At 46.0% G+C, this 16,873-nt stretch carries 12 protein-coding genes and 1 pseudogene; 4 read left to right on the top strand and 9 right to left on the bottom strand.

Annotation, left to right across the window (positions count from 1 at the left end):
• From ACK5MF_RS11195 to sfsA, 8 genes and pseudogenes are all read right to left on the bottom strand, one after another.
• Positions 1-196: pseudogene (locus ACK5MF_RS11195) on the bottom strand (helix-turn-helix domain-containing protein); the annotation flags it as partial.
• A gap of 179 nt (positions 197-375) precedes the next feature.
• The gene (gene panC / locus ACK5MF_RS11190; RefSeq protein ID WP_416922212.1) at positions 376-1,233 is read right to left on the bottom strand and encodes a pantoate--beta-alanine ligase; all 858 of its coding nucleotides are present in this window, start codon (positions 1,231-1,233) and stop codon (positions 376-378) included.
• 10 nt (positions 1,234-1,243) lie between these two features.
• Positions 1,244-2,038 carry a 3-methyl-2-oxobutanoate hydroxymethyltransferase gene (gene panB, locus ACK5MF_RS11185; protein WP_416922210.1) on the bottom strand — a complete coding sequence of 265 codons (795 nt, stop codon included), beginning with the start codon at positions 2,036-2,038 and terminating at the stop codon, positions 1,244-1,246.
• A 17-nt stretch (positions 2,039-2,055) separates the two neighbouring features.
• Positions 2,056-2,556, bottom strand: a complete 501-nt coding sequence (folK, locus tag ACK5MF_RS11180) for a 2-amino-4-hydroxy-6-hydroxymethyldihydropteridine diphosphokinase (RefSeq protein WP_416922221.1) — start codon at positions 2,554-2,556, stop codon at positions 2,056-2,058.
• Positions 2,557-2,588: 32 nt separating this feature from the next.
• On the bottom strand, positions 2,589-3,956 hold the full coding sequence (gene pcnB / locus ACK5MF_RS11175) for a polynucleotide adenylyltransferase PcnB (RefSeq protein ID WP_416922218.1): 1,368 nt from the start codon (positions 3,954-3,956) through the stop codon (positions 2,589-2,591).
• A gap of 104 nt (positions 3,957-4,060) precedes the next feature.
• The gene (gene gluQRS / locus ACK5MF_RS11170; protein ID WP_416922216.1) at positions 4,061-4,930 is read right to left on the bottom strand and encodes a tRNA glutamyl-Q(34) synthetase GluQRS; all 870 of its coding nucleotides are present in this window, start codon (positions 4,928-4,930) and stop codon (positions 4,061-4,063) included.
• Between the two features lie 143 nt (positions 4,931-5,073).
• Positions 5,074-5,520, bottom strand: a complete 447-nt coding sequence (gene dksA / locus ACK5MF_RS11165; RefSeq protein WP_416922208.1) for an RNA polymerase-binding protein DksA — start codon at positions 5,518-5,520, stop codon at positions 5,074-5,076.
• Between the two features lie 125 nt (positions 5,521-5,645).
• Positions 5,646-6,401 (bottom strand): DNA/RNA nuclease SfsA, encoded by a 756-nt coding sequence (gene sfsA, locus ACK5MF_RS11160; RefSeq protein ID WP_416922206.1) that lies wholly within the window; start codon positions 6,399-6,401, stop codon positions 5,646-5,648.
• Between the two features lie 74 nt (positions 6,402-6,475).
• On the opposite strand from sfsA, the gene hrpB reads away from it, so the two are divergent.
• From hrpB to acnB, 4 genes are all read left to right on the top strand, one after another.
• Positions 6,476-8,959, top strand: coding sequence for an ATP-dependent helicase HrpB (hrpB, locus tag ACK5MF_RS11155; RefSeq protein ID WP_416922204.1), 2,484 nt, complete (start codon positions 6,476-6,478; stop codon positions 8,957-8,959).
• Complete coding sequence (mrcB, locus tag ACK5MF_RS11150) at positions 8,956-11,304, top strand: penicillin-binding protein 1B (protein ID WP_416922202.1); 2,349 nt, start codon at positions 8,956-8,958, stop codon at positions 11,302-11,304. Before hrpB ends, mrcB begins: the two co-directional genes overlap by 4 nt.
• Before the next feature lie 108 nt (positions 11,305-11,412).
• Positions 11,413-13,710 (top strand): patatin-like phospholipase family protein, encoded by a 2,298-nt coding sequence (locus ACK5MF_RS11145; RefSeq protein WP_416922214.1) that lies wholly within the window; start codon positions 11,413-11,415, stop codon positions 13,708-13,710.
• 242 nt (positions 13,711-13,952) lie between these two features.
• The gene (acnB, locus tag ACK5MF_RS11140) at positions 13,953-16,550 is read left to right on the top strand and encodes a bifunctional aconitate hydratase 2/2-methylisocitrate dehydratase (protein WP_416922200.1); all 2,598 of its coding nucleotides are present in this window, start codon (positions 13,953-13,955) and stop codon (positions 16,548-16,550) included.
• Between the two features lie 118 nt (positions 16,551-16,668).
• Here acnB and ACK5MF_RS11135 read toward each other — a convergent pair.
• Positions 16,669-16,873: IS3 family transposase (locus ACK5MF_RS11135; RefSeq protein WP_416920240.1), on the bottom strand; the 205-nt coding region annotated here is incomplete at its 5' end.

Here is a 16,873-nt window from a genome sequence, read left to right as displayed (position 1 = left end):
CTTCCAGCTTAGCTTCCGCACTAAGAGAATGGCCATCAATTAAAAATGAATTTGAACCATGCATAGTGAAAACATGAGCCCAATAACGAACATGTTTTGTTGGGACAGAATATTTTTCAGCGAGCTCTCGAGGAGTGGAGCCATCAAGATACTTTTTAGCTACTTTGAACTTTAACTCGCGACTGTATTTGGACATAAATAAAAGACCCCCAATAATTGGTTGTCCAACTATTGGGGGTCACTTCAGTCCCTCCGTGGGAACGAATACCGGAGCTAAAGTAAGCAGCCAATCTGTTTCTTTTTGAGTTAAATATGCATTCCCACGCGGAGCATGGGAACGAGAAAATACTGAACAGATTAATAGTGAAATTGGTATTATTCTGTTGCTAGATCAACAACTTGATTATCGATGAGTCTAACTTTACCCAAGAATGCAGACATCAAAATCACCGCTTGAGTTGTTTCTTCTGACACTGGTAGCAGCGTGCGAGAATCACGAATAAAGATTTCATCCGCTTCTAACCCTGCCGCTCTTAACTGATCTTGTGCATCAACAATAATGGTATCGAAGTCGCGGCGTCCACCACGCAATGCACTGCTAATCCAATGCATAGTGCGAGCAAGAACCGGTGCACGTTGACGTTCGTCCAGAGATAGCAAATTATTGCGAGAGCTCATTGCCAAACCATCCAATTCGCGAACCGTCGCTACGCCCACGATTTCCACTTCTAAACATAAATCTTCAACCATTTGGCGAATAATGGCCAGTTGTTGATAATCCTTTTCACCAAAGCACGCGACATCAGGTTTAACGATATTAAACAGCTTAGTGACCACCGTTGCTACACCACGGAAATGCCCAGGACGAGAAGCGCCTTCAAGCATGGTTGACAATCCAGGGACTTCCACAGAAGTTTGTTTATCAAGTCCATATGGGTACATGATATCCGCTGTTGGCGTAAAAATGATTTCTACCCGTTCACTGGTTAGCTTGTTGTAGTCTTCTTCTAATGTGCGAGGGTAACTATTCAGGTCATCCGCACGTTCAAACTGCATTGGATTGACGAAAATACTTACCACCACTACATCGGCTAACTCACGCGCTTTACGCACCAGTGTGAGGTGACCTTCATGTAAGTTCCCCATTGTCGGAACAAAAGCCACTTTTCGACCATCACGCTTATACTGTTGGATCTGCTCGCGAAGAGCGGAAATGTCAGCATATGTCTGCATGCATTACTCCTTAGGCAATAGTGTGGGCTGCATCCGGGAAGCGTCCGGCTTCTACGTCAGCAATGTAGGCTGCCACAGCTTTATGCATGTCACCGGTTTCTGCAAGGAAATTTTTCGAGAACTTTGGCATGTAATTGGCTGAAATACCAAACATATCGTGCATCACCAGAATTTGACCATCGGTGCTGTTACCTGCGCCGATACCAATCACTGGCACGTCGAGAATTTGCGTAATACGCTCTGCCAAACCAGCGGGTACACACTCGAGAAGAATGATTTGTGCGCCCGCTTCTTGTAGTGCTATTGCGTCTCTAACCATACGATCCGCTTGTTCCTGATCACGCCCCTGAACTTTGTAGCCACCGAAAATGTTGACTGATTGTGGCGTCAAACCTAAGTGTGCGCATACTGGAACTGCACGTTCAGTCAGCATCTTAACCGTGTCTACTAACCAGTCACCACCTTCGATTTTCACCATGTTCGCCCCAGAGCGTATAATTTTCGCTGCGTTTTCACAGGCTTGTTCAGGCGTGGCGTAACTCATAAATGGCATATCAGCCATCAGCAGGCAGTTAGGACTACCTTTACGGACACAACGAGTATGGTAGGCAATGTCGTCAACGCTGACTGGCAAAGTATCAGTTTCACCTTGCAGAACCATACCCAGAGAGTCACCGACCAAAAGAACCGGCATATTTTGGCTTTCAAACAGTTGTGCGAAACTCGCGTCATAGGCAGTAGAGGTTGCAAATTTACGACCTTCTTTTTTCCACTTCATTAGGTCGTTGATGGTTATTTTTTTCATTGTATGTCCTTACTAAGTCAATTGTCTGAACTTGGCGATTGCCAAATATTCAGCCCATTGAGCGGAACAGATTTGAGTAATTCTTGCAGCGCAGTTCCATCAGGAAGTTGTAGATCGGGCACAATTTCTGCAAGCGGGTAGAGCACGAATTCTCTTACGCGCATACCATAATGAGGTACGGTTAATCGTTGGCAATCGATGATCTCATTGCCATAAAGCACGATATCGAGATCGAGAGTTCTAGGCCCCCAACGCTCATCTTTGCGAACTCGCCCCTGCTCTTGCTCAATGGCTTGTGTGCAGTCAAGCAACTCAAGAGGTGTTAATTCAGTTTTAATCGCCACAACAGCATTAATGTAATCGGGTTGATTCTGTGGCCCCATAGGCGTGCTGCTGTACAGTGATGAAGCCGCGATAAAATGCGACTTCGGCAACTTGCTCAATGCGTGAATTGCATTGTTCGCTTGTGCCACAGGCTCGCTAAGATTACTGCCTACGGCAATGTAAGCGATTGTCATGCGGTCGCTTTGTGTCATGAAATCGTTTTGTGTCATGACGTTGGCTTGCTCTTTTTCTTACGTGTCGATGGGCGACGACGACGAGTGGCTGATGGCTTACTTAAACTATCTAAATCCGTCACCATCGCTTGGCGCATATTGCGACCCGCGGTTTGGAAAGTTTGCCACCAATCAGCTAATTGCTTCACTTCTCCATCTTCCACTTCGCCACGCATTTCTAGGAAATCAAAACCAGCGCGGAACTTATTCAGTTCCATCAGGCGGAATGCACGTTTACCGTTGCGGCGAGGCAGGCGTAATTGTAGCTGCCAAATTTCGCGCATTGTTGCAGTGTGACGACGAGGAATCGCGATAGATTTCACCACTTCATCGAGGATTTTATTGCTCGCTTCCATGATGGCATCGTAATAATTGAGGTTATGCGTTTCCATCATCTCTTCGGCAAGCTTAACCATCGGATACCAGAAAATAGCAGCAAACATAAAGGCCGGGTTGATTCGCTTACCTTCTTCAATGCGTAGATCGGTAGAATCCAACACCAGATCGAGCATGTGCTCAGAATGAGATGAGTAATCTTCGGTGAAATGACGTGCAATGGTCGGAAAAATCTGTTGGAACAGATTGTATTCACGCATCAGGTGGTAAGTTTCTAAACCATGCCCTGATTGCAGCATTTTTAGCATTTCTTCATAAAGACGAGCGGCTGGGATATCACGCAACAGTGGCGCTAAATCTTCAATCGGATCCGCCGTGTCTTCTTCAATGTCGAAATCGAGTTTTACCGCAAAACGCACGGCACGCAGCATACGTACTGGGTCTTCGCGATAACGGGTTTCAGGATCGCCAATAAGACGAACTAATCTGTCTTCCAGATCTTCTAAACCGCCAGCGTAATCATGAATGCTGTAATCCGCGATATTGTAGTACATGGCGTTGATGGTGAAGTCTCTGCGCTCTGCATCTTCATCTATGGTGCCGTAGACGTTATCACGCAGCAGCATGCCAGCTTCGGACTGAGCTGCAATCTGTTTGTTTTCTTCTTGGTGATGACCACGAAAAGTCGCAACTTCAATAATGTCGCGTCCAAACATAATGTGCGCCAGACGGAAACGACGACCAATCAAACGGCAGTTACGAAATAACTGGCGAATTTCTTCTGGCGTCGCGTTAGTTGCGATATCGAAATCTTTGGGTGTCTCTTCGAGGAGCAAATCTCGAACACCACCACCGACTAGGTAGGCGTCAAAACCCGCACCCTGGAGGCGATACAACACCTTTAACGCGTTATCGCTGATCTGCTTACGCGAAATGTTATGCTCTTGGCGCGTGACGATATTCAAGTCTAGGCTTGGATATATGCGATGTTCGTTTTCTTTTAAGTCGTTGTTATTCATTTGTATTTTACAATGATTGGTGTTGCCCTTTGCACGAGTAACCATTGATGTTACCGCACAAACTGCTTGGATTTGCGGCTAATAATAGCTTACATGGCATCATTTGAGAATCACGGTGTGATCTCGATCTGCACGGGAAGCTGTTCAATATGCCAATTGGTTGTTCCCCAGCGAATGATCTCATCAATTCTTGCCTCAATCATGTCAATGGGAAGGTTAAAGCCTAAAAACTGCATCGCCTTTATCAGCGTTGGCTTGGGGTTATCTGGATCAATAGCTGTAGCATGGTTCTGCTTTGAAAGCTTGTTGCCATTGGTATCCATTGCCAGTGGCAGATGCAGATAGCTGAGCGGCGTTTGATTCAGTGTCTGATATAGACTGATTTGGCGACCTGTTGGTTCAATCAAATCGGCACCTCTGACGACTTCGGTAACGCCTTGGTCAATATCATCAATTACTACTGCCAGGTTGTACGCATACAAACCATCTCGGCGTTTAATAATAAAATCTTCTTTGCTCAATGCTTCGGGGATTGTCATCTCACCATGTTTCAAGTCGATGAATGATGAGACCGGGTAGTCCATTCGCAAACGAACGGAACATTCCGAGCTATTGGTTAAACCCTTAGTTCGACAGGTGCCAAGATAGAAGTTACCTGCTTGTTTAATTTGTTTACGTGTGCACTGACATAAGTATGCCTGACCAGAAGCGAGCCATTGTTCGATTTGCTGTTGATATAGATGGTGGCGCTGGCTCTGATATACAACCGCTCCATCCCACTCTAATCCATACGCTTCTATTGCTTTTAATATAAGGCTGGCGGCGCCGGGCATCTCTCTTGGTGGATCGAGATCTTCGATTCTCACTAACCACTGACCACGTTGTGATTTGGCTTGGAAGTAGCTGCCTAGTGCGGCAACCAGTGAACCAAAATGTAATGGTCCAGAAGGAGAAGGGGCGAAACGACCAATGTAACTCATCATGCCTGTATTTGTTTAACCAAATGGATAGAAGAAGTGTCAGTATCAAACTTTATGCGGTTATTGGCTATCTTTACTGACATTTAGGGAAAAATAGCAAAACAAAAAGGGAGCAATTGCTCCCTTCGTGACATCTGTTGGAGTTAACCCATCATCTGTTTTTCTTTGATTTCTGCAAGTGTTTTACAGTCGATACAAAGATCAGCCGTAGGGCGTGCTTCCAAACGACGAATGCCAATTTCAACACCACAAGATTCACAGAAACCGAAGTCATCTTCTTTTAGCTTGTCTAGTGTCTTTTCGATCTTCTTAATCAAGCGACGCTCACGGTCACGATTACGAAGCTCAAGGCTAAATTCTTCTTCTTGAGAAGCGCGGTCTACAGGGTCAGGAAAGTTTGCCGCTTCGTCCTGCATATGGTGCACAGTGCGATCAACTTCTTCCCTGAGCTGGTTGCGCCAAGCTTGTAAAATTTTCGTAAAATGAACCACTTGTTCAGGTGACATGTACTCTTCACCCGCTTTTTCTTGGTATGGCTCAACACCTGCAATGGCTAGGATGCCTAGCGTTTTCTTTTTGGATTCTGGCATACAGCATCTCCTACTAACACCTAGTCAACTGCTATCGCAGTCAATTTGAGGCGGGTATCTATAGCAAAAAGAAGTAACTGAGGCAAACACTGTTTTACAAAGTTATCGTCAATGTGGAAGTTCCATCAATTTTTTAACGATTGATGGGAAAATTCGACTGCCGATACCAGTTGTATTTCATTGTGCGAAAGTTGTGCTTTATAGCACACCACTTCCACGCCTGCTTCTTGTGCTTTTTTTAACAATTGTGAATAGTTTGCGTCTATATGGTGAGCGGGCGATACTTTTTCAATCCCTGAGTGTAAAACGGTAAACAAAAGTACGGCACGGCTCCCACTTTGGACCATCTCTGACAATTCGCGCAGATGTTTTTGTCCACGTGTAGTGACAGCATCAGGAAAATAGCCTTGTCCAATATGTTGATTCGCTTCTCCGGTCTCTATATTACGCTCATCTAACAGCGTCACGCTTTTTACTTCCACATAACAGTTTGGTTTAGATTCGCTACAGAGCAAGATATCAATGCGACTATTTTCAGCACCATACTTAACTTCTGTGCGCAACTGCTCATAACCTTGCAGTTCTTTAATGGTGCCATTTTGAATTCCTTCAACAGCAAGCGGATTTGCCCGAGCCGTGTTGATGCAAATTTTATGACCTTGCGCTGTTTCGGTCAGTTCCCAGCTGTTTGGGTATTTGCGTTTTAAATTGTCAGAGGTGGAGTACCATACTGGGTTTCCCACATTGGCGCACCCTGTCATAGAACCCGTATTAGCACAATGAATTGTGATCTGCTTTCCATCTTTTAACTCAACATCGGCGAGAAAACGTTTGTAGCGTTTAATTAATGTCGCGCGCTTTAGCGCTGGTATAAATTGCATCGAGATCCCTGTACTGTTTTTATGTACAATGCTTTGGTTGTTAATCTGGGATATTTAAACATAAGGACATTCTCTTGTCACAGCTGCCGATTCTCGCAGTAATACCTGATTTGCTTGCAGGTGTTGAGCATTCTCCCCAACTGATTTTAAAAGCGGCTCCCGGTGCGGGTAAGTCGACCTATTTCCCACTCGCGTTGCTGAAATCAGGTTTAGTCGATGGGAAAATTATCATGCTTGAACCCAGACGATTGGCAGCGAGAAACATTGCGCGTTACTTAGCTGAGCAACTGGGAGAACAGGTTGGAAAATCGGTCGGGTATCGGGTGAGAGGAGAAAGTAAAGTCAGCCGTGATACTCGTTTGGAAGTGGTCACCGAAGGAATTATGACCCGCATGATCCAAAACGATCCTGAACTGGATGGCATTGGCGCATTGATCTTTGATGAGTTTCACGAGCGTAGTATTCATGCGGATACGGCTTTGGCACTGAGTTTAGAAGTGCAATCGGTGCTTCGCGACGATCTTAAAATCATCGTGATGTCTGCAACTCTAGAGCAGGCCGCACTGCAACGTTTGTTACCTTTGGCGAAATACGTTGAGTCAGACGGTAGAGGCTACCCCATTGATGTGCGCTACCATCCGTTAAATGTGAATGATCCTTTAGTGCCGACCATGGCAAAACAGATTCGTGCTTTGCTCAATCATGAGCAAGGTTCTCTGCTGGCATTTTTGCCGGGTGCTGCCAGTATTACCGCTTTAGCTGAGCAACTCAGTGATCTTGCCGATGATGTGGATGTGTGTCCTATTTACGGGCAGATGAGCTTTGCTCAGCAGCAAAAAGCGATTTCTGCGCCGCTGCAAGGCAAACGCAAAGTGGTACTGGCGACCAATATTGCCGAGACTTCGCTGACTATCGAAGGTATTCGTATCGTGGTGGATTCGGGTTTGGAGCGAGTGGCTCGCTTTGATTTGAAAACCGGAATCACCCGTTTAGAACAAGCCCGAATTGCTCAGTCTTCTTCTGTACAGCGCGCTGGTCGTTCTGGTCGTTTAGAACCGGGAGTTTGTGTTCGTTTATACAGTGAATCTCAGTTTAATCAACAAGCTAAAGTTTCCACTCCAGAAATTCTGCAAAGTGACCTTGCGCCACTGGTATTGGAGTTAGCGCAATGGGGCGTAAAAGATGCCAGTGAATTACAGTGGTTAGACTTACCACCGATACCCGCGCTCAATCAGGCTATCTCTTTATTGCAATCTTTAGGATTGATGGACAAACACCATCAACTGACGGTCATGGGCAAAGAGGCACATCGCTTAGCTGTTGAACCTCGTATTGCAGCCATGCTGCTAAAAGTTGAGAATAATAATTCGGCATTACTCAACAGTGCATTAGCTTTGGCAGCCATGCTTGAAGAGCCTGAGAAACAGATACTCGATTTACAACACAGCCTGCACCGTTGGCAGCAGGGGAGTCATCCTAAATCCAAATCCATGATGCAAAGAGCGGTGGCTCTGGCTAATAAATTAGACACGGTGTTTTCATTATATGAGGTAAAGAGTCCGCTGTTGCCTTTGGTGGCTTGTTTGGCTTTTCCTGACAGGATTGCTCAGAAGCGAGGTCAGGCTTATGGACAATTCTTATTGGCTAACGGGCATGGCGCTTTTATTGATGAGTCGCAACCTCTCGCGGCAAGTGACTATGTGGTTGCGCTTGATCTGATGCGTTCAGCGGGTTCATCAAAACCAATCAGCCAATCTAGCCGTATCTTCTGCGCTCTGGCGTTGGATATCGTGGATTTGGAAGCGCAATTTGGTTCACTGTTTGTTATGGATGAGCAGGTCGACTGGGATGATAAAGCCGGACGCTTAGTCGCTGAAGAGCGTTGCTGTTTGGGAGAGCTAGTGATTCGACGTCGAGCTTTACCTGAGCCGGATAAACAAAAAATGACGCAAGCCTTGCTTAATTATGTCGAGCGCAAAGGACTTTCGGTTTTAAACTGGAACGAAGAAACCTTACATTGGTTGGAACGCGTTCGCTGCGCAATAGATTGGCTTGATGATGAAAGGTGGCCCGGGATGGATGAGGAAAGCCTGTTAAATGAATTAACAAATTGGTTAGCGCCTTATTTGATTGGTGTTACGTCAGTTAAAGCGTTGCAGAAAATTAACCTGATAGAAGCGCTCAATGCCAGATTAGGCTGGCCTTTAAATCAGCAGTTGGATGAATGGCTGCCAGTCGACTATGTACTCCCCACCGGAACACACAAGAAAATCCGTTATCAATATGGTAAAGAGCCAGTGCTTTCTGTGCGAATGCAGGAAGTGTTTGGTGAAAAATCATCACCAGTGATTGCCAAAGGGCGTCAGGCAATCGTGATGGAACTGCTATCTCCAGCACAAAGACCCTTACAAGTGACGCGTGACCTCGCTGGTTTTTGGGCAGGCAGCTATAAAGAAGTGCAAAAAGAGATGAAGGGACGATACCCCAAACATGTATGGCCTGATGACCCCGCTAATCACGTTGCAACCACGAAAACTAAACGACAATTGAATTCATGACAAATAAACGCAGTAATCCGAAATCGGCAAGCAAAAGAAAAGCGACTTCAAGATCTCGCACACCCGCAAATAAAGCGAATCGCTCCAAGTCTTGGTTCAAACGTCTGTGGGGTATCGTTTGGAAAGTCGCTGTTGTCGTCATCGCAGTGTTGGTGTTTGCGGGAATTTATCTCGACAGCGTCATCAAGCAACGCTTTGAAGGACAGCTGTTTGAGTTGCCAACGGTTGTGTATGCTCGAATATTGAACATTGCGCCCGGAGACAGCTTAAGTATTAAAGAGCTGCGTAACGAGCTTGATGTGCTTAATTATCGCAAAGTTGCCACCCCTAAATATGCGGGTGAATATTCGGCGTCTGCAACTCGGATTGAGATGATCCGTCGCCCGTTTGAGTTTTCTGACGGCCCCGAACCTGATCGCCATATCATGATCAATTTTGATGAAAGTGGCGTACAGCGTATTCAATCATTAGAGCAAAAAGGCGATCTCGGCTATTTGCGCTTAGAACCGAAAATGCTTGGGATGTTGGAAAAAAATGTTCAAGAGCAACGCTTATTCTTGCGTCGCGAACAGTTCCCTGAAGTGATGATCGATGCTTTATTAATAACCGAAGATCGGCATTTTTATCAGCATGACGGTGTCTCGCCTTTGGCGATTGCTCGGGCAATGCTGGTGAACCTAAAAGCGGGACGTACCGTTCAGGGCGGCAGTACTCTTACTCAGCAGTTGGCAAAAAATATCTTCTTATCCAGTGACCGAACGATTTGGCGCAAGCTGCGTGAAGCCTATATGGCGTTAATTATCGACTACCGCTATAGCAAAGATCGTATTCTCGAAGCCTATTTGAATGAGGTCTATTTAGGTCAAAATGGCAATGAGGGGGTCCATGGTTTTGGTTTAGCGGCTCGTCTTTACTTTGGTCAACCACTGCAAGAACTGCGAATTGATCAACTCGCTTTGCTGGTAGGTATGGTCAAAGGGCCTTCTTATTACAACCCAATGCGTTATCCAGAAAGAGCCAAAGAACGCCGTGACTTGGTTTTGCGCCTGATGATGGACCAAAATATTTTGACCGCTAAACAATATGAGCAAGCAGTGTCTCGATCATTAGACGTACAAAAAGTCGCACGGATTGCCAGTCGTCAGCCAGCTTATTTCCAACAGCTTTCGATTGAGCTGAATGAAAAGCTAGGGCGAGATTTTAAATCAGATTCCGGTTTGCGCGTTTTTACCTCTCTTGATCCGGTATCGCAAGCCAAGCTGGAAGACGCGATTGCGAATAAAATGCCTGAGCTTGAGAAAACTGCAGGCAAAGATTTGGAAGCAGCAGCCATTGCAGTTGATCGTCATAGTGGTGAAATTCGAGCTATGGTCGGTGGTAAGCGCGCCGGCTTTGAAGGATTTAACCGTGCACTGAATGCAAGAAGACCGATTGGCTCTTTGGTTAAGCCTGCGGTTTATCTCACCGCGTTGGCACAACCCGAGAAATACAACTTAGCGACCACATTAGTGGATAAACCTATTTCCCTAAAAGGCAGCGAAGGTACGGTTTGGAGTCCAAGAAACTTTGACCGTCAATACCGTGGTGATGTGCCTTTGTATCTGGCTTTGGCGAAATCTTTGAATGTGCCTACGGTGCAATTGGGTATGTCGCTTGGGATTGATACGGTTTCGGCTACTTTGCAGCAGCTTGGCGTGGATAAAAACGAGATTCGCCCAGTGCCATCTATGTTGCTCGGTTCGTTTTCACTCTCGCCTTATCAAGTGGCACAGATGTATCAGACATTGACCAACTCCGGAAAAAAAGCACCGATGTCCGCGCTGCGTTCGGTGCTGGATTTAGACGGTAATGTTTTGTATCAATCAATCCCTAAAGTCTATCAAGCGGTTGATCAACAAGCCGCTTGGTTAACTACATACGCAATGAAACGTGGCGTGCTAGAGGGAACGGGACGTTATCTGCAGAATCAGTTTGCCTGGGCGGCGCTCGCCGGAAAAACCGGCACCAGTAATGATAGCCGTGATAGTTGGTTTGTCGGTGTTGATGGTCGAGAAGTTACGACAATTTGGCTTGGTCGTGATGACAACAAACCTACCGATTTAACCGGTTCAAGCGGTGCGCTAAGAGTGTATGCGCAGTATCTGCATTACCGAATTCCTGAAAAACTGGTACTGCCATGGCCACAAGGTGTGACTACGGTTGGTTTTTCAAACAGGAGTGGTGGGGCTCTTGCGCTGGATTGTGGCAACGAATTTAAACTTCCGGTTTGGGACCCAAATGGCGACTGGAAGAAACAGTGTGAAAATCGTCCGGTAGAGTGGATTAAAAAACTCTTCCAGTGGTAGCAGCAGAAGATTATAGTATTTTGAATTTAAAGGGATTGAGGGTGTTGTGTGACGAATAAGTTGCTCTGTTTAATTTGTTTGAGTTATCTGATGGCTCCACTGAGCGCTATGGCTAGCGAAGCGGATACACAGTCGAATGCTATCCAAGTTGAACAACCTCAAACCAAACGTCCCAAAATTGCCGTCGTATTAGCCGGTGGTGGCGCAAAAGGCGCCGCACATGTTGGTGTGTTAAAAGCTCTGGAAGAGATGCACATTCCGGTTGATTTCATTACCGGCACCAGCATGGGCGCTTATGTCGGTGGTTTGTATGCTACGGGGATGAGCGCTTCTGAAATAGAAAACTTAATTTATAGTGTTGACTGGAACACGGGGTATCGTGACCGCGTGAGTCGCAGCCAACGGCTAGTTCGAGATAAAGAGTACGAAGACCGTTATCAGCTCACCACTGATTTAGGTATCCATTGGGGAGAGATTCGAGCGCCTAAAGGTGTGGTGCAAGGGCAAAACATGTTACGTATTCTTCGTGTGACTTCTGGCAATCTCGCGCCATTCAAATCTTTTAATCAACTTGCGATTCCTTATCGCGCCGTCGCGACTGATATCGTCGAACTCAAACCAGTGGCGCTTGAAAAAGGCTACCTGGTCGATGCGATGATGGCGAGTATGTCCGTACCCGGAGCCTTGCCTCCTTATGAAGTGGATGGGCATCTGTTGGTTGATGGTGGTGTAACCAACAATATGCCCGTCGATGTCGCAAGAGCGATGGGCGCTGATATCGTTATTGCCGTCGATATCAGTACCGATTACAAAGAGCAGGATGACTTCACTAATTACCTGACAGTGGCTGATCAATTGTCGAATTATATGGTGCGCCGCAGCACTCAGGAGCAGGCGACGACGCTGAAAGAAGGCGATGTTTTTCTGCAGCCTGAAGTCGGACATATGGAAACCACAGAATTTGATCGTATGCCTGAGGCTTATGATAAAGGCTATCAGGCCGCGATGATGCATCAGTCCGAGTTAGGTAAACTGTCACTCAGCAGCAGCGACTATCAGCAGTACGTGGATGAAAAAGAAGATCGCAGGCGCGTGTTGCAATACGGGGATAATGTTGTCGTCGATAACATAGTGATCAATAACGACTCTCACTACAGTGAGTTGCTGTTGCAAAACCGTTTGCACCTCGATGAAGGTCGAAAACTCACCACTGAAGAAATTGAACAGCGGGTGGAAGACCTTTACGCTTTAGACCGATTTGAACTGGTCAGATATAAATACCAGCAAAATGAAGCAGAGGAGAACGAATTGGTTGTCGACGTCCGGGAGAAGTCCTGGGGGCCGAACTATGCGAACTTTCGTTTTTTCCTGGAAGATGATTTTACCACTGACAGTCAATATTCGATCGGCGTTTCAACCAATTTTACTGACCTTGACTCCAACGGTACGGGTTTGATGATCAATATCGACGGTGGTACCGATAAATTGCTTGAAGCGGAACTTTACTCGCCGTTGTTTTCTACTCAGAAAGCTTTTACTACCTTGTCAGGGCGTTATACCAATGACAAACGTAATGTGCCGCTCACCGGTTTTGATAACACCGATTTAGAAGCGAGTAAAAATTATGTTCCTGTTTCTTATGCGGAGTGGATTGCCGAGGCGGCTCTCGGCTACCAGTACGCATTATGGAGTGAGGCGAAAATTGGTCTGCGTTACACAGATGGTATAGCAGAACTTTCTAATTTGCCCGATGCCGGTGATGTGTCGTTTCAGCGTCAGGGGCTATTTTTAAATTATCGCGTCGATACATTAGATAGCTTTAGTTTGCCGACTAAAGGCATTTATTTCGATTTCGAATACTTGATTTCCCACGATGATGCATACACTCATGGCTCATCGGCGGAAGATGGCTCATCAATGGCAGATAGTTCATTAATGGCAGATAGTGGTGAAGATACTGTGTATGAGTTGACGACAAAAATAGTCGCAGCACAGAGCTATAAACGCCATACTTTGGTCGGAAATGCAGAGTATGGTGTGGTAACAAGTAAGAACTCATTAACACCCATTGATCCTAAGACCATTGGCGGCTTTTTGAATTTGTCAGGCATTCCTCGTAACAGTTTGATTGGGCAGAATAAAGCGTTTACCAGCTTAGTTTATCGTTATCGTTGGTTTGACAATGATTTCGGACTTTTCACGTCGCCAGTTTATCTTGGTGCGTCGATAGAGTACGGTGGCGTTTGGTCTGATCCGGATCTCCGATTAAAATCGGCTCCGCTGTACGCTGCCGCTTCTGTTTTTGCCGGGGTAGACTCGCCAATAGGCCCCATCGTGTTCGGTTACGGACGTACAGAGCAAAATTTCGATTCGTTATATTTGATTCTGGGGACTACCTTTAAGTGATGGTGAATAAAGTTTAATAGTGAGAATCGTCAAACTTTAGTCTTAAGTTGCTATGTTGGTCAAAATGATGAGATTTTAATTTATCGTTAAATTTGCTATTGTAACGCCCACAGTTTGGCCTCTAGGGCGCTGTTTCTCAGTCAAATTTGAATGAAAACAAGGGCAACGGAGAGCCAAGTTTCCAAGGATGTTCACTTACATTTCAATAATAATAGGTGAACCGCAATGAGAGGAAAAAAGTCGTGCTTGAAGCCTACCGTAAACACGTCGCAGAACGTGCCGCTGAAGGAGTTGTACCTAAACCCCTAGACGCAGAGCAAGTTGTTGGACTTGTTGAACTGTTAAAGAATCCGCCACAAGGTGAAGAGGAATTTATCCTCGACCTGCTTGAAAATCGTATCCCTCCGGGCGTTGATGAAGCCGCTTATGTTAAAGCGGGTTTCTTAACGGCTGTTGTGAAAGGAGAGGTGACCTCTCCATTACTTAGCCGTGCTAAAGCCGCGCAGCTACTAGGCACAATGCAAGGCGGTTACAATATTGAGCCGCTAGTATCATTGCTTGATGATGCTGAACTTGCTCCAATCGGTGTAGAAGCTCTATCTCATACTCTGCTGATGTTTGATGCTTTCTATGATGTTGAAGAAAAAGCAAAAGCGGGTAACGAATTTGCCAAGCAAGTTCTTCAATCTTGGGCTGACGCAGAATGGTTCCTGTCTAAACCTGCGCTACAAGAAAAAATTACCCTAACGGTATTTAAAGTCACAGGTGAAACCAACACCGATGATCTCTCTCCTGCACCAGATGCTTGGTCACGTCCTGATATTCCGGTTCACGCATTAGCCATGCTGAAAAACGAACGTGACGGTATCAACCCAGATCAACCAGGCAGTATCGGTCCAATTAAGCAGATCGAAGCGCTGAAAGAGAAAGGTCATCAGCTTGTGTATGTTGGTGACGTTGTGGGCACGGGGTCATCGCGTAAATCTGCAACCAACTCCGTACTTTGGTTCATGGGCGACGATATCCCATTTGTGCCAAACAAACGCGCAGGTGGTTATGTGCTGGGCGGTAAGATTGCGCCAATCTTCTTCAACACCATGGAAGATGCTGGTGCGCTACCCGTTGAAGTCGACGTTTCTAAAATGAATATGGGTGATGTGATTGATGTTTACCCATTTGAAGGCAAAGTCTGTCACCACGAAACGGGTGAAGTACTGGCTAACTTCAAACTAAAAACAGACGTATTGATTGATGAAGTGCGTGCAGGTGGTCGTATTCCACTGATCGTTGGCCGAGGTTTGACTGATAAAGCTCGTCAAGCACTAGGTCTGGCTCCTTCAGAGGTATTCCGTCGTCCAGTAGCGGTTGCCGATAGCGGTAAGGGCTACACGCTTGCTCAGAAAATGGTCGGTAAAGCGTGTGGTGTAGAAGGTATCCGTCCTGGTACTTACTGTGAACCAAAAATGACCACAGTGGGTTCTCAAGATACCACTGGTCCTATGACGCGTGATGAACTGAAAGATCTAGCGTGCTTAGGCTTTTCTGCTGATCTGGTTATGCAGTCATTCTGTCATACTTCAGCGTATCCAAAACCAGTAGACGTGAATACTCACCATACACTGCCTGATTTCATCATGAACCGTGGTGGCGTATCACTGCGTCCGGGGGATGGTGTTATCCACTCATGGCTAAACCGTATGCTGCTTCCTGATACTGTCGGTACTGGTGGTGACTCACATACGCGTTTCCCATTGGGTATCTCTTTCCCGGCTGGTTCTGGTCTGGTGGCGTTCGCCGCTGCCACCGGTGTGATGCCGCTTGATATGCCTGAATCGATCTTGGTTCGTTTTAAAGGCGACATGCAACCGGGGATCACACTACGTGACCTGGTACATGCCATTCCTTACTACGGTATCAAGCAAGGTCTATTGACCGTAGAGAAAGCGGGCAAGATCAACGAATTCTCTGGTCGTGTACTAGAAATTGAAGGCGTTGAGCACTTAACGGTCGAGCAAGCGTTCGAGCTTTCCGATGCATCGGCAGAGCGTTCAGCGGCTGGTTGTACAGTGAAACTGTCTCAAGCTTCAATCGAAGAGTATCTAAACTCTAACATCACTATGCTTAAGTGGATGATCGCTGAAGGTTACGGTGATGTGCGTACCATTGAGCGTCGTATTAAAGCGATGCAAGAGTGGTTAGCGAACCCTGAGCTAATGAGTGCAGATAAAGATGCAGAATACGCTCACGTTATCGACATCGATCTGGCTGATATCAAAGAGCCTATTCTTTGTGCGCCAAACGATCCGGATGATGCTCGTCTTCTCTCTGATGTTCAGGGCACGCAAATTGATGAAGTGTTTATTGGTTCATGTATGACTAACATTGGTCACTTCCGTGCAGCAGGTAAACTGCTAGAGAAGTTCAAAGGTCAACTTGAAACTCGTCTATGGGTGGCTCCGCCAACTAAGATGGATCGCGATCAGCTAACGGAAGAAGGTTACTACGGTATCTTTGGCCGTGCAGGGGTGCGTATTGAAACTCCGGGATGTTCGCTATGTATGGGTAACCAGGCTCGCGTAGCAGACAAAGCAACGGTAATGTCTACCTCTACACGTAACTTCCCGAACCGTCTCGGTACAGGTGCTAACGTATACCTATCTTCAGCAGAACTTGCGGCTGTGGGTGCAATTCTGGGTCGTATCCCGACCAAAGAAGAGTACTTACAGTACGCAGAGCAAATTAATGCGACGGCTGCCGATACTTACCGTTATCTAAACTTCCACCGTATGGCGGATTATACCAAGAAAGCTGACACGGTTATTTTCCAAGAGCCAGCATAATCAGCTTTGAGAAATCGTTAATAAAATGCCGCTTTTTATAAGCGGCATTTTTATATCTGTTAATAATTTCTCGTTCCCACGGTCCCCTGAAGTGACCCCATAAAGTTGGACATTTCTGTTAAGCGGCTTGCAAGGCCTGATTTCGATATTCTATCGGAGTCAGGCCTTTAAATTTCACCTTAATCCGTTTTGTATTGTAATACTCTATATATTCTTCGATATTTGCAATCAGTTCATCAGCATCAGTGAAGCTTTGACCGTGATACATCTCTGTTTTGAGTAAAGCGAAGAAGTTTTCAGCCACTGCATTATCTAAACAGTTT

Origin of the sequence: Vibrio sp., from assembly GCF_047973365.1 — a bacterium.
Taxonomy (GTDB): domain Bacteria; phylum Pseudomonadota; class Gammaproteobacteria; order Enterobacterales; family Vibrionaceae; genus Vibrio.
Note: the sequence above shows the minus strand (reverse complement) of the source record. Positions and strands in the feature narration are given on the sequence as shown.

Excerpts from the sequence above, each read along its gene's own strand:
- panC (WP_416922212.1), bottom strand. The coding sequence starts at position 1,233 with ATGCAGACATATGCTGACATTTCCGCTCTTCGCGAGCAGATCCAACAG.
- panB (WP_416922210.1), bottom strand. The coding sequence starts at position 2,038 with ATGAAAAAAATAACCATCAACGACCTAATGAAGTGGAAAAAAGAAGGT.
- folK (WP_416922221.1), bottom strand. The coding sequence starts at position 2,556 with ATGACAATCGCTTACATTGCCGTAGGCAGTAATCTTAGCGAGCCTGTG.
- gluQRS (WP_416922216.1), bottom strand. The coding sequence starts at position 4,930 with ATGAGTTACATTGGTCGTTTCGCCCCTTCTCCTTCTGGACCATTACAT.
- dksA (WP_416922208.1), bottom strand. The coding sequence starts at position 5,520 with ATGCCAGAATCCAAAAAGAAAACGCTAGGCATCCTAGCCATTGCAGGT.
- sfsA (WP_416922206.1), bottom strand. The coding sequence starts at position 6,401 with ATGCAATTTATACCAGCGCTAAAGCGCGCGACATTAATTAAACGCTAC.
- mrcB (WP_416922202.1), top strand. The coding sequence starts at position 8,956 with ATGACAAATAAACGCAGTAATCCGAAATCGGCAAGCAAAAGAAAAGCG.
- ACK5MF_RS11145 (WP_416922214.1), top strand. The coding sequence starts at position 11,413 with ATGGCTAGCGAAGCGGATACACAGTCGAATGCTATCCAAGTTGAACAA.